This is a genomic window from uncultured Tessaracoccus sp. (assembly GCF_947286155.1).
Lineage (GTDB): Bacteria > Actinomycetota > Actinomycetes > Propionibacteriales > Propionibacteriaceae > Arachnia.
Window position 1 is genome coordinate 1 of the sequence record NZ_CAMYPD010000005.1, and the last position, 18,924, is coordinate 18,924.

General features: G+C 67.2%; 20 protein-coding genes. 9 read left to right on the forward strand and 11 right to left on the reverse strand.

All coding sequences use genetic code 11. The features are described 5' to 3' along the window. Positions 1 to 1,151: L-aspartate oxidase (locus Q0X68_RS02175; RefSeq protein ID WP_297746903.1), on the forward strand; the 1,151-nt coding region annotated here is incomplete at its 5' end. Next, entirely contained in the window at positions 1,141 to 2,028 is an 888-nt protein-coding gene (nadC, locus tag Q0X68_RS02180; protein ID WP_297746906.1) for a carboxylating nicotinate-nucleotide diphosphorylase, read from the forward strand. The genes Q0X68_RS02175 and nadC, both read left to right, overlap by 11 nt. A gap of 142 nt (positions 2,029 to 2,170) precedes the next feature. On the opposite strand, the gene Q0X68_RS02185 is transcribed toward nadC, so the two are convergent. Genes Q0X68_RS02185 through Q0X68_RS02210 form a run of 6 tightly spaced genes read right to left on the reverse strand, consistent with a single transcriptional unit; the run spans position 2,171 to position 6,566 of the window. Beyond that, positions 2,171 to 2,710 carry a hypothetical protein gene (locus Q0X68_RS02185; RefSeq protein WP_297746909.1) on the reverse strand — a complete coding sequence of 180 codons (540 nt, stop codon included), beginning with the start codon at positions 2,708 to 2,710 and terminating at the stop codon, positions 2,171 to 2,173. Next, the gene (locus tag Q0X68_RS02190; protein WP_297746912.1) at positions 2,707 to 3,957 is read right to left on the reverse strand and encodes a DUF58 domain-containing protein; all 1,251 of its coding nucleotides are present in this window, start codon (positions 3,955 to 3,957) and stop codon (positions 2,707 to 2,709) included. The genes Q0X68_RS02185 and Q0X68_RS02190 overlap by 4 nt, the downstream gene beginning before the upstream one ends. After that, positions 3,954 to 4,913: a MoxR family ATPase gene (locus tag Q0X68_RS02195; RefSeq protein WP_297746915.1), complete on the reverse strand. Its 960-nt coding sequence runs from the start codon at positions 4,911 to 4,913 to the stop codon at positions 3,954 to 3,956. Before Q0X68_RS02195 ends, Q0X68_RS02190 begins: the two co-directional genes overlap by 4 nt. Continuing rightward, entirely contained in the window at positions 4,910 to 5,410 is a 501-nt protein-coding gene (locus Q0X68_RS02200; RefSeq protein WP_297746918.1) for a hypothetical protein, read from the reverse strand. The genes Q0X68_RS02195 and Q0X68_RS02200 overlap by 4 nt, the downstream gene beginning before the upstream one ends. Beyond that, the gene (locus tag Q0X68_RS02205; protein WP_297746921.1) at positions 5,407 to 6,102 is read right to left on the reverse strand and encodes a DUF4129 domain-containing protein; all 696 of its coding nucleotides are present in this window, start codon (positions 6,100 to 6,102) and stop codon (positions 5,407 to 5,409) included. Before Q0X68_RS02205 ends, Q0X68_RS02200 begins: the two co-directional genes overlap by 4 nt. A gap of 50 nt (positions 6,103 to 6,152) precedes the next feature. Further along, complete coding sequence (locus Q0X68_RS02210) at positions 6,153 to 6,566, reverse strand: thioesterase family protein (protein WP_297746923.1); 414 nt, start codon at positions 6,564 to 6,566, stop codon at positions 6,153 to 6,155. A 274-nt stretch (positions 6,567 to 6,840) separates the two neighbouring features. Here Q0X68_RS02210 and Q0X68_RS02215 point away from each other — a divergent pair, with 274 nt between their 5' ends. Together Q0X68_RS02215 and Q0X68_RS02220 are read left to right on the forward strand one after the other, a co-directional pair. Beyond that, positions 6,841 to 8,712 carry a phosphoenolpyruvate carboxykinase (GTP) gene (locus Q0X68_RS02215; protein ID WP_297746926.1) on the forward strand — a complete coding sequence of 624 codons (1,872 nt, stop codon included), beginning with the start codon at positions 6,841 to 6,843 and terminating at the stop codon, positions 8,710 to 8,712. A 129-nt stretch (positions 8,713 to 8,841) separates the two neighbouring features. Continuing rightward, positions 8,842 to 9,804 (forward strand): L-lactate dehydrogenase, encoded by a 963-nt coding sequence (locus Q0X68_RS02220; protein ID WP_297746929.1) that lies wholly within the window; start codon positions 8,842 to 8,844, stop codon positions 9,802 to 9,804. Positions 9,805 to 9,885: 81 nt separating this feature from the next. Here Q0X68_RS02220 and Q0X68_RS02225 read toward each other — a convergent pair whose 3' ends face one another. The 3 genes from Q0X68_RS02225 to Q0X68_RS02235 all read right to left on the reverse strand — a co-directional run bounded on the left by Q0X68_RS02225 (position 9,886) and on the right by Q0X68_RS02235 (position 12,373). Further along, entirely contained in the window at positions 9,886 to 10,917 is a 1,032-nt protein-coding gene (locus Q0X68_RS02225) for a VWA domain-containing protein (protein ID WP_297746932.1), read from the reverse strand. A 150-nt stretch (positions 10,918 to 11,067) separates the two neighbouring features. Continuing rightward, positions 11,068 to 11,859 carry a zinc transporter ZupT gene (zupT, locus tag Q0X68_RS02230; RefSeq protein ID WP_297746935.1) on the reverse strand — a complete coding sequence of 264 codons (792 nt, stop codon included), beginning with the start codon at positions 11,857 to 11,859 and terminating at the stop codon, positions 11,068 to 11,070. A 19-nt stretch (positions 11,860 to 11,878) separates the two neighbouring features. Then, positions 11,879 to 12,373, reverse strand: a complete 495-nt coding sequence (locus Q0X68_RS02235) for a hypothetical protein (protein WP_297746938.1) — start codon at positions 12,371 to 12,373, stop codon at positions 11,879 to 11,881. A 214-nt stretch (positions 12,374 to 12,587) separates the two neighbouring features. Here Q0X68_RS02235 and gndA point away from each other — a divergent pair, with 214 nt between their 5' ends. Further along, complete coding sequence (gene gndA / locus Q0X68_RS02240; protein WP_297746941.1) at positions 12,588 to 14,042, forward strand: NADP-dependent phosphogluconate dehydrogenase; 1,455 nt, start codon at positions 12,588 to 12,590, stop codon at positions 14,040 to 14,042. Next, entirely contained in the window at positions 14,039 to 15,115 is a 1,077-nt protein-coding gene (locus tag Q0X68_RS02245) for a PfkB family carbohydrate kinase (RefSeq protein ID WP_297746944.1), read from the forward strand. The genes gndA and Q0X68_RS02245 overlap by 4 nt, the downstream gene beginning before the upstream one ends. 54 nt (positions 15,116 to 15,169) lie before the next feature. Here the strand turns inward: Q0X68_RS02245 and Q0X68_RS02250 are convergent, their stop codons facing one another. After that, positions 15,170 to 16,339, reverse strand: coding sequence for a Fic family protein (locus Q0X68_RS02250; protein ID WP_297746946.1), 1,170 nt, complete (start codon positions 16,337 to 16,339; stop codon positions 15,170 to 15,172). Positions 16,340 to 16,526: 187 nt separating this feature from the next. Between Q0X68_RS02250 and Q0X68_RS02255 the strand changes: the two genes are divergently transcribed. From Q0X68_RS02255 to Q0X68_RS02265, 3 genes are read left to right on the forward strand one after another with little or no spacing between them, the layout of a single operon-like run. Further along, a complete protein-coding gene (locus Q0X68_RS02255) occupies positions 16,527 to 16,754 on the forward strand; it encodes a FitA-like ribbon-helix-helix domain-containing protein (protein WP_297746949.1) in 228 nt (75 codons plus the stop codon). Next, on the forward strand, positions 16,751 to 17,134 hold the full coding sequence (locus Q0X68_RS02260; RefSeq protein ID WP_297746951.1) for a type II toxin-antitoxin system VapC family toxin: 384 nt from the start codon (positions 16,751 to 16,753) through the stop codon (positions 17,132 to 17,134). Before Q0X68_RS02255 ends, Q0X68_RS02260 begins: the two co-directional genes overlap by 4 nt. Before the next feature lie 55 nt (positions 17,135 to 17,189). Next, positions 17,190 to 18,497: a lactate racemase domain-containing protein gene (locus Q0X68_RS02265; protein WP_297746954.1), complete on the forward strand. Its 1,308-nt coding sequence runs from the start codon at positions 17,190 to 17,192 to the stop codon at positions 18,495 to 18,497. 15 nt (positions 18,498 to 18,512) lie between these two features. Here the strand turns inward: Q0X68_RS02265 and Q0X68_RS02270 are convergent, their stop codons facing one another. Further along, positions 18,513 to 18,923 carry a hypothetical protein gene (locus Q0X68_RS02270; RefSeq protein ID WP_297746956.1) on the reverse strand — a complete coding sequence of 137 codons (411 nt, stop codon included), beginning with the start codon at positions 18,921 to 18,923 and terminating at the stop codon, positions 18,513 to 18,515. Position 18,924: the final 1 nt, after the last annotated feature.

Here is an 18,924-nt window from a genome sequence, read left to right on the forward strand (position 1 = left end):
ACGCCGGCGGCGACGCTTCGGGCCACGAGGTGCAGCGCACGCTCGTCGCCGCGCTTCATCGCATCCTCGACGGCGACTCCCCCGCCACGCTGCACCCGAACATGCGCGCCGTCGACGTGCTCACTTCAGCCTCCGGCCGTGCCTGCGGCGTGCGTGCGGTGCGCGACGGCGAGGTGCACGAGTGGCGCGCCGGCGCCGTCGTGCTGGCGAGCGGCGGGGTGGGGCAGGCGTGGACCCTCACGTCGAATCCCTCTGTGGCTACGGGCGACGGCCTGGCGATGGCTGCCCGCGTCGGCGCTGCACTCCGCGGTGTTGAGTTCGTGCAGTTCCACCCGACGGTGCTCGCCGCCCCGCGGGTCGACGGCCGAGATGTGCTCATCAGCGAGGCCGTGCGCGGCGAGGGCGGGGTGCTCGTCGACGCCAGCGGCCGTCGCTTCATGCCCGCCGCGCATCCGTTGGCTGAGCTGGCGCCGCGCGACGTCGTCGCCGCCGCCATCGAAGAGCGTTGTCAGACCACCGGCGGGCCGCACATGCTGCTTGACGCCCGCCACCTTGTGCGCGACGGGTGGAGCCGCCAGTTCCCCACCATCCAGGCCCTGCTTCGCGCCCGTGGCATCGACCCAGCCACCCAACCCATCCCTGTGCGCCCCGGCGCGCATTACCTGTGCGGCGGCGTGGCAGCCGACATGGCCGGACGCACGTCGGTGCCGGGCCTGTTCGCCGTGGGCGAGGTGGCCGGCACGGGGGTTCACGGCGCCAACCGGCTGGCGTCGAATTCCATCACCGAGGCGCTCGTCATGGGTCACCGATGCGGCGAACTGCTCGCTGACAACGCCCTTCCTGCTGCCGTGCTCCCCGAACCTCGCCCGACGATCCCCCTCACCGACCCCGCAGCGCTCCCGTTGCTACGCACGACGATGGACCGTCACGTCGGGGTGCTCCGCGACGAGGGCGGCCTACGCACCGCGGCCGACACGCTCACCGCCCTGCCCACCACGTCCGCCACATCCGACGCCGCGCTCGACGCGTCGCAGCTGCGCGAGGCAGCGCTCCAGATCACCCTCGCCGCCTCGGCCCGACGCGAATCGCGCGGCTGTCACCGTCGCGCAGACATCCAGACCACACCAGAGAGGGCCGACCATGCTGCCTAGTCACATCACGAACGCACTCGCCGACGGCGGGCTCGCCGAGGCGCACGTGCTCGACGTCATCAACCGCGCCCTCAACGAAGACCTCCAGTGGGGCGACGACGTCACCACCCACGCCACCATCCCCGCTGACGCGGAAGGCACCGCCGACGTGGTGGCCCGCGCGTCGGGCACACTCGCCGGGGTGCCCGTCGCAGCTGCTGTGGCGCATGTGCTCGCGGCGCGGCATGGGGAGACGGTGGAGTCAGAGATTGTCGCGGCGGACGGCAGCCGCGTGGAGTCTGGGCAGCGCGTGCTCACCGTGCGCGGGCGCGTCGCCACGCTCCTGACCGCCGAGCGCACGCTGCTCAACCTGGTGTCGCAGCTATCCGGCGTGGCCACTGCGACGGCGGCGTGGGCCGACGCGCTTCGCGGCACTGACAGCGCCGTGCGCGACACCCGCAAAACCGTGCCCGGACTACGCGTGTTGCAGAAGTACGCGGTGCGCTGCGGCGGGGGCGTCAACCACCGCATGGGCCTCGGCGACGCGGCGCTCATCAAGGACAACCACGTCCTGGCTGCGGGGTCCGTCACCGCGGCATTCGACGCCGTGCACAGCCATGCGCCGGAGGTGCCCGTCGAGGTGGAATGCGACACCCTCGACCAGGTACGGGAGGCCGTCGACGCCGGCGCCTCGCTCATCTTGCTCGACAACATGACCCCCGACGCCGCCCGCGCCGCCGTTGCCATCGCACAGGCGGCGGGCGTCGCCACCGAAGCCAGCGGGGGCCTCACGCTCGCCGACGCCGCCAGCTACGCGGCCACCGGCGTCGACTACATCGCCGTCGGCGCGCTCACCCACTCCGCGCCCGTGCTCGACCTGGGCTTCGACCTGCGGTAACCGGCGTCCCCAGCCGGGGTACCCCGGCCTGCCTAACCCAATATCCACACGCGTTTCGAAAAACAGGCCAAATCGGCCCTCCTGAGCAAACGCGTGTGGATATTGGGTTAGCTGCGTGGATAGCCCCGCTCTGCGCCACCCCTCAGCGCGCCCGCTCTCGGCGCACCAACACCGCAGCCGCCACGACGCCCCCGGCGCCCAGCCACACCCACAGCGCCCCTCTGGGCACAGGTGCGACGACGACGGCCATCACCAGCGCCACCCCTACCACGCATATCCCCAGGTATATACCCAAGCCACGCAGCCATTGCCGCCAGACGCTGCACTCCACCCCCGCCCAGGGCGGGGCAGCTGCCGCATAGGCGAGACCCAGATGGTGCACCGCGAGCAGCAGTGCAACCACTCCGGCCTGCCACAGCGGCGCCTCGGCCCCGGCAACGAGCCACCACAGCATCACGAGCGCGACGAACGCCCCGCCCGTCTTCGACTCCGGCCGAACCGTGAGCCACAGCGCCACCACCGCGCACGCAGTCGACAGATACGGCGCTAGTACGAACGGCGCCCACATATTGGCCGCGACGAGCACCCCCGCTGCCGCCGACAGCACCACCATGCGCAGCAGCCACTGCAGCCCGCTGGTGATCTGCGCCACGTACACCCAGTCGAAACCGCCCTCAATCATCGCCGCATCCTCGGCGCCTGCCGCGCCGCCTCCATCGCTTGCAGCACCGCCGCCAACGTGCCGGGGCCCTCCCACGTGACCACCGGAATGCCCACCGCTTCGAGCCGCTCGACGAGATGCTCGCGCTGCATCCGTCGTAGCGCCCAGGCCTCGGCAAGGAACGAGTCGGCGCGGAAAGCGTCGAAGTTCGTACCCACGTCCGGAGGCAAGGTGTCGATCACCACCACCTCACCGCCCACGTTGCGCAGCCGCACGACCTCGTCGATCACGTCAGCTTCCATGAGCGGCGAACATACAAACACCAGCGTGCCAGTGGCGAGAGAGCGCACTCGCCGCACCCGGTCGTCACCCTGCCCCGTCGAGCGGGCCCGCGCCAGCTTGCCGATGACGGTGCGGAGCTGCCGGTTGCCAGTGCCAGACCGCACGGAGCCGATGCGGGCACCCAGGTCGTGGACGGCAACGCGGTCGCCGAATGCACAGTAATGCCTTGTCACACCCGTGATACCGCGCACGAGCGCGTCGAGCGTGCTGCTCCCTTCCGCAACGCCCACGTCGAGGGCGCTATCGGCCACGATGAGCACGTCAGTGTCTCGCTCGGTGAGCATCTGGTTAACGTGCACGCCAGGCAGTCGGGAGGTGACCCGCCAGTTGATGCGACGAAGCCTGTCACCAGTGGTGAACTCGCGGACGTCGGAGAGCTCGGTGCCCTCGCCTCGCACCCGAGAGCGGTGGAGTCCGCTCATGCCGATGGGGCGCTGCACCCCGGACCCACCCACGATGCGCTCCGACTGCGGCCGCACCGTGAGCCGCAACTGCTGCCTCGCGCCGGCCGCCTGCCACGCACCGAGCGCGTCGGTCAGCAGCACCGGCCCCACGTCGACGACGTACCTCCCCCAGCGCTCAGGCTGCACGTCGACGGTGGCTCGCTCGCCGCACGCCACCGTCGCCCCCATCTCGGGCGTGGTGCCGAGCCCTGGCTGACCTTCCACCTGCATGGCGACGAACCCGCGCCAGCTCGGCGCGGTGATCCGGTAAGCGAGGGCGTCGCCTTCATCCAGTTGGGTGTGATGGATGCTGGGTGTCACTTCCGGCACCGACTCCGGGCGCGACACCGCCGCCCACAAGGCGTACAGCAGGAAGGGCACACCGAGCAGCAGCACGTCGACACGCCCGACGAGCACGCCGATCAGCAGCGCGCCGGCCCCCGCGAGCCAGGCTCGCGTGTGTGCGGCTGTGGGCTGCGTCACTGCTCGGCGTCCGGGACCGGCACGCTGTCCAACGCCTGGCGCACCACGACGTCGGGCGTCACGTCGGTGAGCCACAGCTCGGGTTTCAATGTGATGCGGTGCGCCAGTGCCGGGATGGCGAGGCGTTTGATGTCGTCGGGGGTGACGAAGTCCCGGCCAGCGATGAGCGCCACCGCCCGCGCCACCAGCACCAACGCCAGCGAGCCTCGCGGCGACGCACCCACGAGCGTGTGCTGATGCGTGCGGGTGGCCCGCACCACGTCGACGGCATAGCGGCCTACCGGCTCCGACACATGCACCTCCTCGACAGCGGCCTGCGCGGCAAGCAACTCGTCGGCGGTGCATACGGGGGCAACGGTGGTGTCCTCCCGGCGACGACTGATCCGTCGGGCCAGCACGTCCCACTCCCCGTCCGCGCTCAGGTACCCGAAGCTCAGGCGGAGTAGGAAGCGGTCGAGCTGGGCCTCAGGCAGCGGATAGGTGCCTTCGTGTTCGACGGGGTTTGCCGTAGCCAGCACGTGGAACGGTGCCGGCAGCGGGAAGGTCTTGCCCTCGACGGTGACCTGGCGTTCCTGCATCGCCTCGAGGAGCGCCGATTGGGTTTTGGGCGGGGTGCGGTTGATCTCGTCAGCCAAGAGGAGACCAGCGAAGATGGGGCCTTCGCGAAACTCGAAGCTGCTCGTTGATTGCTGGTACACGAAGGAGCCGGTGAGGTCGGCAGGGAGCAGGTCGGGCGTGAATTGGGCGCGGGCGAAGTCGAGCCCCAACGCCTGCGCCAGCGAGCGTGCCGCCAGCGTTTTGCCTAGCCCGGGTAGGTCTTCGAGGAGCACGTGGCCGCCAGCGAGGATGCCCGCGAGCACGAGCGAGAGCTCGTCTCGTTTACCCACCACCACGCTGTCGACGGCGTCGAGCACTCGATTGGCGATGCTGGCAGCGTCGGAAATGCTGAGCGTCATAGTTGCTGGATCTCCTTCAAGTAGGTGCGCATAGTGCGACGGTTGAGGGGCGGCGCGGGAGACGTGCGGAGGTAAGTGCCCAACGCCCGGCTGATGTGGGGCAGCGCCTCCTCGATACCCGCTTCAGGGGGCAGCGCGCCCGCCCGACGAAGCCTCCCGCAGGTCAGTTCGGCGAGAGTCTGCTGGAGCTTCTCATGAGTGAAGGCGCGGCCAGGTTGGGCGTCGCGGAGGAGGACCGCGGTGCGGCGCGTGGTCACGTCGGCGTTCCCCGTCAACGCAGGTGCGGGCGGCGACGGCACCGGCCAGGCGGCGTCGGGCGGGGCGGGGTGATGGGTGACGACGAGCCACAGCGCGAGGCCCGCCACGAGCCCTAGCCCCAGCAGTGGCCACGGGTACACCTTGTAACCAGCCAGACCCGCCGCCACGACGATCCCCACCGCGACCGCCAGGCCAATACCCACTTGACGAGGCAGTTCTTTCCACTGCTGCGCCGTCATACCCGTGCCTCCATCGAGTTTCGCAATCGCTCCAGGCAGGCCACAGCCCTGGCCCTCGCATCGTCGCCAGGCACGCGACCGGAATACCACGCCTGGGTGTAGAGCCCGCCCAGCTCACGCAGCGCCACTTCGTCGACGCTGGTGCCCGCGAGCACCTGGAGGATGAATTCCTCCGACGTGTCCGTGGCCCGACGCGCCACTCCCGCACGTGCTGCCGTCGCCTCTAACTTGCGCCAGCACTCCACCACGGCATCCTCCACCCCGACGCCGGTGCGCAGCCGGGCGAGGGTGTCGTCGAACTGTTCTACGAGCTCCTCCTCTCGTACCTCCGGCGCCTCGACCCCCTCCTGGCCCGGGGCACTGTGTCGAAACGATACGCGTCGCAGCCGCAGGGCTAACCACACTGCCAAGCCGACGATCACCGTCGCGGCCATCAGCCAGATGAGCGCGGTGAGCAACTCCGAAAACCAGGCCGGAGGCGCGGGCGGCTGCAGTTCCTCCCCCGTGTCAGGGGCAGCGTCACTGGGCGAGGGGCTGGTGATGGGAATCTGCGGCGGCGCGATGCTAATGGGATCGCGCGGCTGATCCTCGATGAGCGGACCCAACCCGCTCGTAGCCCCCAATGCGGCGAGCACGAGCACCACGACGCCCACTACGACGGCGAGCCACGGGCGGCGGTGCAGGTCCAGCATGGGCAGAGCCTACCCCGCACCCCTGACCAGACTCCGCACGACGGCGGGGCCTACCGTCGCTTGTCCAGGCTGGCTTCGAAGCGGGCCACGTCGATCACGGCACGCCCATGTGTGCCACGGCAGATGAAGCCCTTGTCGTCGGTGGCTTCCACCGCGAAGGTGAGCTTTCCGCGTTCCGTCACGTCGGTGAGCTCCACCTTGAAGTGCACGGGCTGGCCGATGGGGGTGGCTCCTTCGTGGCTCAGGTCGACGTGCACACCGACGGTTTTCTCCCCGTCGGAAAGGTGGCCGTCGAGTGCCTGCATGCACGTCCATTCGATGAGCGCCACCATGTATCCGGTGGCGAGCACCTCGGGCATCTCGCGGAAATGAGGCGCTTCGGGCAGCAGGTGGGGGACCGTGCGCTCAACCGGGACTTCGTAGTCCATGGTGGCGGCGAGCCCAGGGCGGAGGGTGTCTTGCATAGCGGCTCCAATGCTGGGGCGGTTAGAACGCTCACGTTACCTGCTCCACCTAACCCGATATCCACATTCGTTTCGAAAAACCGGCCATTTTGGCCCTTCTGGGCAAACGCGTGTGGATATCGGGTTAGGTCCCGCCAGTACCCCCGGCCACAGGCCCCGCGCAGACCACCCACATTGTCAGGACGAACGCTATAGCACACACCCGATTAGCCGAACTCGCTGGGGCGGGGTTATGGTGAGGCTATACCCGCATGCTGCGCCCCAAAGGAGTGGAATGAACGCGCTGCTCGCGTCAACTGACGCATTGTCCAACCTGCCCATTTCCGGCCGCATCCCCAACCATCCCGGCATCATCAGCTGGGTGGACGAGGTGGCCCAACTCACCACACCCGCCGACGTCTACTTCTGCGACGGTTCCGACGACGAGTACGAGCGCCTCGCCGACGCGCTCGTCGCATCCGGGACCGCACGCCGACTGGACGACGGCAAGAAACCGAACTCCCTCTACTGCGTATCCGACCCCGACGATGTCGCCCGCGTCGAAGACCAAACCTTCATCTGCTCCGTCGACGAGAACGACGCCGGGCCCACCAACAACTGGATGGACCCGAAGCAGATGAAGCAGATCATGACGCCCCTCTACGAGGGCTGCATGGCCGGCCGCACGATGTACGTGATCCCGTTCTGCATGGGCCACGTCGAAGCCGAAGACCCGAAGTTCGGCATCGAGATCACCGACTCCGCCTACGTCGTCGTATCCATGAAGATCATGACCCGCATGGGCGAAGAGCCGCTCAAGGTCATGGAAGAGCGGGAGGCGAGCTTCGTGCACGCCCTGCACTCCGTCGGCATGCCGCTGGCCGACGGCGCCCGCGACGTGCCCTGGCCGTGCAACGACACGAAGTACATCAGCCACTTCCCTGAAGAGCGCACCATCTGGAGCTACGGCTCCGGCTACGGCGGCAACGCGCTGCTGGGTAAGAAGTGCTACGCGCTGCGCATCGCGTCGGCGATGGGGCGCGACGAGGGCTGGATGGCCGAGCACATGCTCCTGGTGAAGCTCACGTCTCCCGAGGGCAAGGCGTACCACATCGCGGCAGCCTTCCCGTCAGCCTGCGGCAAGACGAACCTCGCCATGCTGAACCCCACACTGCCCGGCTGGAAGGCGGAAACGCTCGGCGACGACATCGTCTGGATGCGTCTTGGCGACGACGGTCGGCTCTGGGCGGTCAACCCCGAGGATGGCATGTTTGGGGTCGCCCCCGGCACCGGCGAGGGCACCAACCCGAACGCCATGGCTGCCATCAACGCCGGCAACTCCATCTTCACCAACGTGGCACTCACCGACGACGGCGACGTGTGGTGGGAGGGCATGACCGACGAAGCACCCGCCCACCTCACCGACTGGAAGGGCCGCTCCTGGGCCCGCGAGCACGGCCCCGAGGGAGGCCGTCCCGACGAGAAGGCCGCGCACCCCAACAGCCGCTTCTGCACCCCCATCCGTCAGATCCCCACGCTGGCGGCGGAATACGACGATCCGCGCGGGGTGCCCGTCGACGCCATCATTTTTGGCGGCAGGCGCGAGAACACCATCCCGCTGGTGGCGCAGTCGCGCAGCTGGGAACACGGCGTGTTCATGGGCGCCACGTGCTCGTCGGAGACGACGGCAGCGGCCAAGGGCGCGGTGGGCGTGCTGCGTCGCGACCCCATGGCGATGCTGCCCTTCATCGGCTACCACGTAGGCGACTACTTCCAGCATTGGCTGGACATGGGCGCCAAGACCGACCCTCGGAAACTGCCGAAGATTTTCTACGTCAACTGGTTCCGTCGCGACGCCGAGGGCCGCTTCATGTGGCCTGGCTTCGGCGAGAACTGCCGTGCGCTGAAGTGGATGGTGGAGCGGATCGAGGACAAGGTGGACGCCCTCGACACCCCCGCCGGGCTGCTCCCGAAGCCCGAGGACATCGACGTCGACGGCCTGGACATCGACCCCGACGTGCTGGCCCAGGTGGTGGGATTCCAGCCGCAGGAGTGGAAGGACGAGCTGCCGCGCATCCGTCGCTGGCTGCGCTCGCTCGGCCGCAAGGTGCCGCAGGAACTGAACGACGAGTTGTGGCACATGGCGATGCTGCTCATCGACGCCTGACGCCCAGCGCCCATCAATGTCGGTTCGGCCCCTGCACGGTATCCCCGCGCGGGGGCCGAACCGCGTACCGGGGCTTGAGGACGGAGTCGGACCCCCGCGCACCCTTGGCCCGTGTGGTTTGATGGTGGCGTGAATACCATCCAGCGTGAAGGCGCCAAGGTCTCCATCATCGGTGCGGGAGCGGTCGGTTCGTCGCTCGCATACGCGGCACTGATGCAGGGCACCGCGCGCCACATCGTGCTCCAAGACATCAACGAAGCGAAGGTCCGCGCGGAGGCACTCGACCTCGCGCACGGCTCGCAGTTCTTCCCCGAGGCCGTAATCCAGGGCTCGTCCGACCCGGCGGCCACGGAGGGCTCCGACGTCGTCGTGGTCACCGCCGGCGCAAAGCAGAAGCCGGGCCAGACACGCCTGGACCTCGCAGCGACGACGGTGCGGCTGATGCAGCAGGTGATCCCGCCGCTCATCGAGCGCTCCCCCGACGCGATCTTCCTCATGGTCACGAACCCTGTGGACGTCACGACGCACGCGGCCCTCAAAATCAGCGGCCTGCCGCCCGAGCGCGCCTTCGGTTCCGGTACCGTCCTCGACTCCGCCCGTCTGCGTCAGCTCATCGCGCAGGAGACCAACATCGCGGTCAACAACATCCACGCCTACGTCTGCGGTGAGCACGGAGATTCAGAAATCCCACTGTGGAGCACGGCCACCATCGGTGGCGTCCCGCTCGCCGAGTGGGAGCAAGGCAAGAGCCATCTCGACGCGGCCAAGCGAGCGGAGATCGCCCACCGCGTCGTGCGCGCCGCCTACGAGGTGATCGAAGGCAAGGGTGCAACCAACTACGCCATCGGCCTGGCCGCCACCCGCATTCTGTCAGCGATTCTGCGCGACGAGCACGCCATCTTGCCCGTCTCCCGAGAACTCGACGACTGGCACGGCATCAGCGGCGTCTGCATGTCGGTGCCGACGGTCGTCTCCCGCTCCGGCGCCGGGCGGCAGCTCGAGCTGCCCGTCTCCGACGACGAACTCACCGCCCTGCGCTCCAGCGCGGAAGCAATCCGTACAGTGCAGGAACGTTTGGAGCACGAGCTCTGATCTGAACACGAACAGCAACACGGCCCCGGAAGAGCGAGATGCTCGACCGGGGCCGTGTGCGTCAGCGCTGGTCAGTGCCGGTCAGCAGCCGGTGTTGGGCAGACTCGGCTTCTCCGGCTCGGGTGCCGGGGTGGGCGACGGAGTCTCGGTCGGCTCCGGCGAGGCGGTGTCGCCTGCTTCACCGATGGTGAAGGTGACGACATCGGTGGCGCTGGCGCCGCCCTGGGCCGTGGCTTTCGCGGTGACGGTGTACTTACCGGCCGGGAGGTTCTTCAGAACACCCAGCTTCCAGTCCTCGATGATCGCGACGCCAACCTCGTCGGAGAGATCAGCTTCCTTCACCACCTCACCCTTGTCGTTGGTGACGGTGACCTTGAGGGTCTCGACGGTGGGCTTGGTCTCGCCGGGCAGTTGTGCAACAAGCTTGGAGGGATCGGCGGCGTAGATGCATTCATTGCCCTGCAACGCGTCCCGCTGGCACTGTTCCGAAGCCTCGGTGGTGTGAATCGAGCGCACATCGATGCCCGCGTCCTTGGCCTTCTTGACCTCCGCGGCGAGTTTCTTGCCCGACCCATTGCACTTTCCGTCGGTCAGGAAGTAGACGCGCTTGTGGCCTTTCGCATCAGCCAGCAGACGGTTAGCCTCAGCCATCCCTAGCTCACAGCTGGTCCCCCCAGAGGCAACCTGAGGCGTGTACATTTTGTAGGAGAGCCACGTGTCGACATCCTGCATGTTGTTGGAAAGCCCGTAACCCACAGCGGTGCTGCCGAAGTAGACGACACCGATCTGGACGGCCTCGGAGTCACCGCGCAGCGACTTGAGCAGCGCCTTGCCGCCCTCCTGCTCCCATTCGAAGACCGACTTGTCGTTAACGCGTGCGCTCGTCGATCCTGAGGCGTCGACGACGAACACCACGCTGGCTTTTGCGGTCGAGTCGGCGCCAGCACCCACCTTGCCGCCCACGGGGACATCCGCGCCGACCGGGTAGACGGACTGGTCGGCCGGCTGCTGGATCTCGACGAAGAGGTCCGTGTTATCTGCGGAGGCAATCCCCGCCCCGGCCGTCGCCAGAAGTGCAGCAGCGGATAGGGCTGCGAACACACGCTTGCTCATGTATTTCTCCCATGTGACAGTTCTCGAGGATGCCTCTGCACCCATCTCTGCGAGCAATATACAGCCCGAGGGGTCCTTTTCACAGAGGGCAAAAACACCCATTGAAATCGGGCATGCAGGTGCTCAATCCGAGGTACTCGGGCTGGTGTCTCAGAGAAACAGGACGAGCGAGACCGCCATCACGGCCATCCCCGCGATCACTCCGTACATGGCCCAATGGTGTTCGCCGTACTCCTCAGCGGTGGGGAGGAGCTCGTCGATGGAAATAAACACCATGATCCCCGCGATGCCTGCGAACACGAGGCCGAGTAGCGCGTCGGAAATGTAGGGCTCCAGCAGCAGATAGCCGACGATCGCGCCGGCAGGCTCCGCGAGTCCAGACAGCGTGGCCCACAAAAAACCCTTGAGCCGCGAGCCGGTGGCATGCCGCAGCGGCACCGCGACGGCGAGTCCTTCGGGGATGTTGTGGATGGCGATTGCCACTGCGACAGCGACGCCCACCTGCGGCTCCTGGAGTGCGGCGATGAACGTCGCGAAGCCTTCAGGGAAGTTGTGAATCGCGAGTGCGAGCGCAGTGAGCACGCCCGTGTGCATGAGCGCGCGTGAACGGGCTTTGTCGGTCACCGTGCTGGGCTCGTGCGGGTTGATCGATGCGGGAACGAGTCGGTCAATGACGCCGATGAGCGCAATACCGCCGAAGAACGCCCCGAGGGCGGCCCAGTTGCCAGGCGCTGCGCCCCACGCCGCGACGAGACTATCCCGCCCCTCGGGAAGGATCTCCACAAGCGAGACGTAGATCATCACTCCCGCGGAGAAACCGAGACCAAGCGCGAGCAGCCACGTCGATTTCGCCTTGCCAAGAACCCCGATCACGCCGCCGATCGACGTCGACAAACCCGCGAGCATGGTGAGCCCCAGCGCGTACCAGAATCCCTCGACCATGCACGAAGCCTAGCGCAGCTCAGCCTCCATAGGTGGTTTGCCACTGTTCGAAGGCATCCCTGTCAGCGTCGAGGCGGGCCTGGCCCACTGTTTCCCGGGCAGCGCTGAGCAGAGCACCAGCCGCATCATCATCGAGGTGGGTGGTACCGCCTGATTCCCCGGAAAGCTCCCAGTGCACGTACGGGCCTCCGACGAGCGGGTCGGAGTCCTCAGGCACCGAGGCAGCGGCCTCGCAGATACGCTGAGCTGCCGCAGGATCGACGTCGAAGCCGTTGTCCTCGTAGACCACCTCGTTCACGTGGGACGCTTCGTGGGTGTAGTCGGCAGTGCCATCATCGTGGAGGGTGAGGGTCCAATTGTCACTGGTGGGCGGCGGCGTGGAGCCGTAGTGCCAAGTGAACGTGCCTCGACAGGCCTCGGTCGTCGGGGTGGGGCTCGGAGTCGGAGACTCGGTGCCTTGCCCGCATGCGGCGAGAACAAGGACGGACACGAAACCCAGTACAACCAGACGCATGGCCACCATGCTGACACATGGCACGGTCAGCCCCCTTGACCCAAGTCGGACACGCGACGTCCATGGCAGCATGTCGTAGTGGCTGCCATGGTTCAACCGAACACGTAGGGTTGGCAGCAGACGCCTCCGAGGCCAGCAATTTGTGGCAATTCCCGACGCCACTCGTGCCGGCCGACGAGGATGGCCACAGCCACCCATCGACGAAGGAGCCCACATGGCATTACCCACACCCACCCCCGCTACCGCAGACATTGGCGTCACCGGCATGGGCGTGATGGGCCGCAACCTGGCCCGCAACCTCGCACGCAATGGCCACAAGGTGGCCATCCACAACCGTTCGGTAGAAAAAACCGAGCAGGTCTTTGCCGATTTCGGCGACGAGGGCGAGTTCATTCCGTCGGAATCGATGGACGACTTCGTTGCCTCGCTGCAGCAGCCCCGAGTGGCCATCATCATGGTGAAGGCCGGCGCCGCCACCGACGCCGTGATCGACGAGCTCGCCTCGCGCATGGATGCCGGCGACATCATCGTCGACTGCGGCAACACTCTGTTCCACGACACCCGCGCCCGCGAAGCCGCGCTGAAGGAGCGCGGGCTGCACTTCGTCGGCGTCGGCGTCTCCGGCGGCGAGGAGGGCGCGCTGCTCGGCCCGTCGATCATGCCGGGCGGCTCCGAAGATGCGTACCGACGCCTCGGCCCCATGTTCGAGAAGATCTCCGCACACGTCGATGGCGAGCCGTGCTGCACGCACATCGGCCCCGACGGCGCCGGGCACTTCGTGAAGATGGTGCACAACGGCATTGAGTACGCCGACATGCAGGTAATCAGCGAGGCCTACGACCTGCTGCGCCGCGCGCTCGGTCTCACCCCTGCCGAGATCGCCGACATCTTCGAAGAGTGGAACCGCGGCGAACTGGATTCCTACCTGATGGAGATCACCGTCGAGGTGCTGCGCCAGGTGGATGCCAAGACGGGCAAGCCCCTCGTCGACGTCATCGTCGACGCCGCGAAGCAGAAGGGCACCGGCGCTTGGACCACGCAGACGGCTCTCGACCTCGGCGTGCCCATCACCGGTATCGGCGAGGCGACGTTCGCCCGCGGGCTGTCGTCGTCGCCCATTCAGCGGCAGGCGGCGCAGGGCTTCGCCGGCGAGGCCGCGGAATGGAACGTCGAGGACCGCGACGGGTTCATCGAGGACGTCCGCCAGGCGCTCTACGCGTCGAAGGTCGTGGCCTACTCGCAAGGGCTGAACGAGATGCAAGCCGCCGCTGCCGAGTACGACTGGAAGCTTGATCTGGGCGCGATCGCGAAGATTTGGCGCGGCGGATGCATCATCCGCGCGCGTTTCCTCGGCGAGATCACGCGCGCGTTCGAGGCCAACCCGGAGCTGCCTATGCTCATCGCCGACGACTACTTCTACGAGCGCATCGTGAAGGCGCTGCCGTCGTGGCGACGGGTAGTCGTCGCCGCTGCCACGCACGGCGTCCCGGCGCCGGTGTTCACGTCGTCGTTGTCGTACTACGACGGCGTTCGCTCCGACAGGCTGCCCGCCGCGCTCGTGCAAGGCCAGCGCGACTACTTCGGCGCGCACACCTATGCGCGCATCGACGCCGAAGGCAGCTTCCACACACTGTGGGCTGAAGACGACCGCAAGGAGGTGGAAGCATGATGCAGCTTCGTGAAGATGCACAGTGGGCACTGGTGGTGCCCACGTCAATTGGTGTACGGATCACGCCGGAGAACCGACAGCCGGTGCACGTTTCGGATCGCTACTTGTTGCAGGCCACGTCGGCGGAGACGAACGTCGCGTCGATCTCGTCGCATCTCGGTTTGCCGACGAAGGTGCTCACCAACTTCGTCGAGGGCTCGCCGATTTCGGCGTTCATCAAGACCGATCTGCGGGCGCGCGGGATGGCGTTCGAGGGGCCGGACAAGCCGCAGGGAGGCGCCTGGGGCTACCGGCACCAGTTCAACATCGCCGATTCCGGATTCGGCGGGCGGGCGCCTCGGGTGTGGAACGACCGCGCGGGTGAAGTGGGGCGCGACCTCGACGTCGCCGACTTCGACCTGGAGCGGCTGTTCGCCGACGAGGGTGTGAAGATCCTGCATCTCTCCGGCCTGATCGCCGCGATTTCGCCGAACACCAGCAAGTTCTGCGTGGAGCTGGCGCGCAAGGCGAAGGAGCACGGCACCCGCGTCGCGTTCGACCTCAACCACCGCGCCTCGTTCTGGAAGGGCCGCGAAGAGGAGCTGTCGGCGGCGTTCCGTGACATCGCGTCGCACTGCGACATCCTGTACGGCAATGAAGAGGACTTCCAGCTGTGCCTCGGCATCGAGGGGCCGGAGGCCGGCGGCGAGGATATCGACGCCGAGATCGAGAATTTCAAGGCCATGATCTCTGAGGTGCGCAAGGCATACCCCGACGCGGCCTACGTCGGCACGTCGCTGCGCGAAGTGCTCTCCGCAAACCGGCACCGGTGGGGCATGATCCTGTTCGGCGAGGGCGAGTTCAACGTCGCTCCGCTCAGGGAGATCGACGTGCTCGACCGCATCGGCGGCGGCGACGGCTCCATCGGCGGGGTGCTCTACGGCATTCTGCAGGGCTGGACGCCTAAGCGGTGCATGCAGTTCGGCTGGGCCACCGGCGCGATGGCCGCGACGAGCCTCCACGACTACGCCGCGCCCGCCGACGAGGCCCAGGTGTGGTCGATGTGGGAGGGCAACGCCCGAGTCCAGCGCTAAGGGCCAAGATAGATCAAGTTCGTGGTGGGTAGACGCACCACGAACTTGATCTATCTATGCGCGACGCCCGGCACGTTCGGCAAATGCATCCAACGCCTGGGTGAGCCCGACGACGGTCCACGCGTCCACGCCGCCCACGCGACGCTCGCGGCGCAGCAGCCCCGCGTCGGTGAGCCGCGCGCACAGCCGATACGCCGACGGGCGGGGAATCCCGGCGGCCACGAGCATGTCGATGTTGAACGCCGGCTCCGTGGAACAGACCTCAGCCATGCGCACGATGTTTGCCGTTGTGCGACGAGCGGTCGCCAGAATCTCGTCGCTCACCGCCTCGACGTCGGTGCGCAGCCGCAGAGCATTCTCGACCGCCATTTCGGCGGCGTCGGCGAACTGCAGCACGATCTCCTCCGGCCTGCCCTCTCGGTATGCGGTGAGCGCTTGGAAGTACGCGTCGGTGTTGGTCAAGAGCCCCGACGAGATAGGCACCGATAAGTTGCGAGCAACGCCGCGGTGTCGCAGCACCGACGACACGAGCGCCCGCCCGGTGCGGCCGTTGCCGTCGGTGAAGGGGTGAATCGTCTCGAAGTGCGCGTGGGCGATGGCCGCTTGCACGAGCGGCTCGACGTCGGCGCGGCGCAGGAACTGCATGAGGTCGTCGAGCGCGTCGGGCACGTCGTCGTGGCAAGGCGGGACGAAGGCCGCAGTGACGGGCGACTCACCTCCCACCCACACCCATTCGGTGCGGATCCGCCCGGCGTTGGCGGGGTCGTCGCCGCCTCCGAGTGCGTCGTGCATCGCGAGCAGCATGGCAACGTCCATCGAGTCAGCCAGCGCAATCGCTGCCTCCATGGCCTTGACGTTGCGCGCGATGCTGGTGGCGTTGCGGTTACTGCGTTCCCCGAGTGTTGCCAGCGCAATCCGACGCGCACTCGCGCTCAAGCGTTCGATCTCCGAGCTCGACGACGATTCGCTCCGAAGCAGCACACTGGCGAAGGGCAACCCCCAGCGTTGCGCCGTCGCATCGAAGCGCTCGATCGTCGATGTGGCCGCCCGCGCTTGTGCCAGTATTTCCGCGTCGAGATGCACCGGCAGCGAGGCGATCGTCGGCACCCGCACATAGTGAAACTGGCCCCTGTTGCGAAGGCGACGTCGTCGGCTCATCAACGCGTCTGGACTCGGCTCCCAGGTGGCGTGCCGGTACTCCACTGCTGGCCAGTTCGTGCTCACGTCGCCTCCTTACTGAGAACCCAGGCGGCCATTTTATCATTAACGGCCACTAATGAGAATGAGCTTGGTGCGGTGAGGGGCTTTCTGGCGCGCGCCGCGGGAGCCCCAAGATAGATCAAGTTCGTGGTGGACAGACGCGCCACGAACTTGATCTATCATCGCGCTAGCACTTTGCTAGCATCGATCCATGTCCACCTTGTACATTCGCGACGTTCCCGACGACGTCGCTGCAGCGCTCAGACGCCAGGCAGCTGAGGCCGGGCAATCGCTGTCGGCATACGTCGGTGGGCAGCTCGCAACGTGGGCGAAGCGCCCCACCAATGCCGAGATCGTCGCCCGCCTGCGCGAACGCGATCGCAGCCAAGCACCATCGGCGGACGCCATCATCGCCGCGCGAGACGCAGACCGCCGATGATCGTCGTCGACGCATCCGCGATGGTGGAGGCACTCGTCGGCGCTGCCCCCACCGACGAGCTACTCACCGCTCTCGAAGGAGACGTTCACGCACCGACGCTGCTCGACGTCGAAGTGATGTCGGCGCTGCGCGGCCTCGAACTCGGAGCGATGCTCTCCCCCACCCAAGCCGCCGACGCGCTCGACACGTATTGGAGCTTCAGCATTCAGCGCCACGAGGCTCGGCTTCTGCGCCACCGTGTCTGGCAACTGCGCCACCAATGCACCAGCTACGACACGCACTACATCGCGCTCGCAGAGGCACTCGACGCACCCCTGTACACCTGCGATCGGAAACTGGCAGCCCGAGGCCACAGCGCGAGCATCCTCGTTCAGCATTGAGAGCCACCGACGGCAACTCCGCCCGACGAGCACCCGGGCGTGGTAGAGATGTGTCATGACGAAGCTGTACCCAGGCGTTCCCGACGCGCGCACGGCAGGTGGCCCCGACGAAGTGCTCACGCACGCTGAGCTCAGCGTGTTCGTGCACTCCCAGCTCTCCGCCCACGACTTCGACGGCAAACGCGTCACCCTCGTCGTGCCCGACGGCACCCGCCACGCGCCCGTCGCGATGATGTCCAAACTCATCCGCGACGCGCTCGGCACCCGGCCCGCATCCGTCCGCGTCGTGATCGCACTCGGCACGCACGATTACATGTCCGACGAGGCCATCGGCAAGCTCATGGGCTGCGAGCCCGGCAGGTTCGCCGACACCTACCCCGGCTGGGAGATCGTCAACCACCTGTGGCGCGACGAAGCCACGTTCGCGAATCTCGGGACGGTGTCCAGGGAGCGCATCGCCGAGCTCAGCGACGGTCGCCTCACCGACCGCGACATGACCGTGCTGGTGAACAAGCTCGTCGTGGACACCGACATCTCCCTCATCCTCGGCCCGGTGCTGCCGCACGAGGTCGTCGGCATTTCCGGCGGCAACAAGTACTTCTTCCCAGGCCTGTCGGGCCACGATGTGATCGACATGTCGCACTGGGTAGGCGCGCTGATTACGAGCTACGAGATGATCGGATCGCTCGGCATCACCCCCGTGCGCCAGATGATCGACGCCGCCGCCGAGCTGATCCCGTCGGAGAAACTGCTGCTGGGGATGATCGTGAAGCCCGGTTCCGACGACCTCCAGTTCGTGGCGTTCGGCGACTCGCGGGCCGCGTGGGAGGCGTGCGCGGAGGTGTCGAGCCAGGTGCACGTGAAGTATGTGCCGCGCGAGTATAAGCGCGTGCTGTCGATCATTCCCGAGATGTACGAGGACATGTGGACCGGCGCCAAGGGGTTCTACAAGCTCGAGCCGATCGTCGCCGACGGGGGCGAGCTCATCATCTACGCGCCGCACATCCGCGAGGTATCGGTGATGCACCCCGGCATCGAGGACATCGGCTACCACAACCGCCAGTACTTCGTCGAGCAGTGGGACCGCTTCAAAGACCACCCGTGGGGCGAGCTCGCCCACTCGACGCACCTGCGCGGCCTCGGCAGCTACGACCCCGCCACCGGCGTCGAAACCAACCGCGTCACCGTCACGCTCGCCACCGGCATCCCCCGCGCGACGGTGGAGGCCATCTCGCTCAACTACCTCGACCCGGCGACGGTCGACGTCGCCGCGTTCGAGCACGACCCCGACACCCTCGTCGTGCATGGGGCCGGCGAGCTGCTCCACCGCACCGAAGCCCAGCGCGGGAGGCTACCCGCGTGAGGGGCCCCGTCGGCGCTACTTCGTCACCGTCACGGTGTAGGTCACAGGCTCCTTGCCCTGCGCGTCGCAGTTCTCCAGCGTGGTGCGGAGGCAGTACTGCACCGTGAAGGTGAACGTGCCCTCCTTCTGCCCGGTCATGTCGGCCCACACCGGGTACGTGCAGCCGCCGGGAGGGGTGTCCGTCGGGCAATCTCCGTGGCCTTCCTTGATCGTCGCGTACGGGGAATCGACGCCGTCGGTGATGTAGTAGTTATCGCCGACGCTGGGGTTCACCTCGCCCAGCACCACCCGCTCGGTATCGCCAACCGCGATTTGCAGGTCGGTGGGACTGCTGGGCGTTGGCTGGGGGCCGGGATCGGGATCAGGGTCGGGCGCCTGGGGAATGATGCCGAAGAACAGAGTGAGCAGCATAGCGATGATGGTCATA

Coding starts and splice junctions, on each gene's coding strand:
- Q0X68_RS02185 (WP_297746909.1), bottom strand. CDS start 2,710: ATGATTGAGGGCGGTTTCGACTGGGTGTACGTGGCGCAGATCACCAGC.
- Q0X68_RS02210 (WP_297746923.1), bottom strand. CDS start 6,566: ATGCAAGACACCCTCCGCCCTGGGCTCGCCGCCACCATGGACTACGAA.
- zupT (WP_297746935.1), bottom strand. CDS start 11,859: ATGGTCGAGGGATTCTGGTACGCGCTGGGGCTCACCATGCTCGCGGGT.
- Q0X68_RS02205 (WP_297746921.1), bottom strand. CDS start 6,102: ATGCTGGACCTGCACCGCCGCCCGTGGCTCGCCGTCGTAGTGGGCGTC.
- Q0X68_RS02260 (WP_297746951.1), top strand. CDS start 16,751: ATGATCGTCGTCGACGCATCCGCGATGGTGGAGGCACTCGTCGGCGCT.
- Q0X68_RS02225 (WP_297746932.1), bottom strand. CDS start 10,917: ATGAGCAAGCGTGTGTTCGCAGCCCTATCCGCTGCTGCACTTCTGGCG.
- Q0X68_RS02255 (WP_297746949.1), top strand. CDS start 16,527: ATGTCCACCTTGTACATTCGCGACGTTCCCGACGACGTCGCTGCAGCG.
- Q0X68_RS02215 (WP_297746926.1), top strand. CDS start 6,841: ATGAACGCGCTGCTCGCGTCAACTGACGCATTGTCCAACCTGCCCATT.
- Q0X68_RS02245 (WP_297746944.1), top strand. CDS start 14,039: ATGATGCAGCTTCGTGAAGATGCACAGTGGGCACTGGTGGTGCCCACG.
- Q0X68_RS02200 (WP_297746918.1), bottom strand. CDS start 5,410: ATGACGGCGCAGCAGTGGAAAGAACTGCCTCGTCAAGTGGGTATTGGC.
- gndA (WP_297746941.1), top strand. CDS start 12,588: ATGGCATTACCCACACCCACCCCCGCTACCGCAGACATTGGCGTCACC.
- Q0X68_RS02235 (WP_297746938.1), bottom strand. CDS start 12,373: ATGCGTCTGGTTGTACTGGGTTTCGTGTCCGTCCTTGTTCTCGCCGCA.
- Q0X68_RS02270 (WP_297746956.1), bottom strand. CDS start 18,923: ATGACCATCATCGCTATGCTGCTCACTCTGTTCTTCGGCATCATTCCC.
- Q0X68_RS02265 (WP_297746954.1), top strand. CDS start 17,190: ATGACGAAGCTGTACCCAGGCGTTCCCGACGCGCGCACGGCAGGTGGC.
- Q0X68_RS02195 (WP_297746915.1), bottom strand. CDS start 4,913: ATGACGCTCAGCATTTCCGACGCTGCCAGCATCGCCAATCGAGTGCTC.
- nadC (WP_297746906.1), top strand. CDS start 1,141: ATGCTGCCTAGTCACATCACGAACGCACTCGCCGACGGCGGGCTCGCC.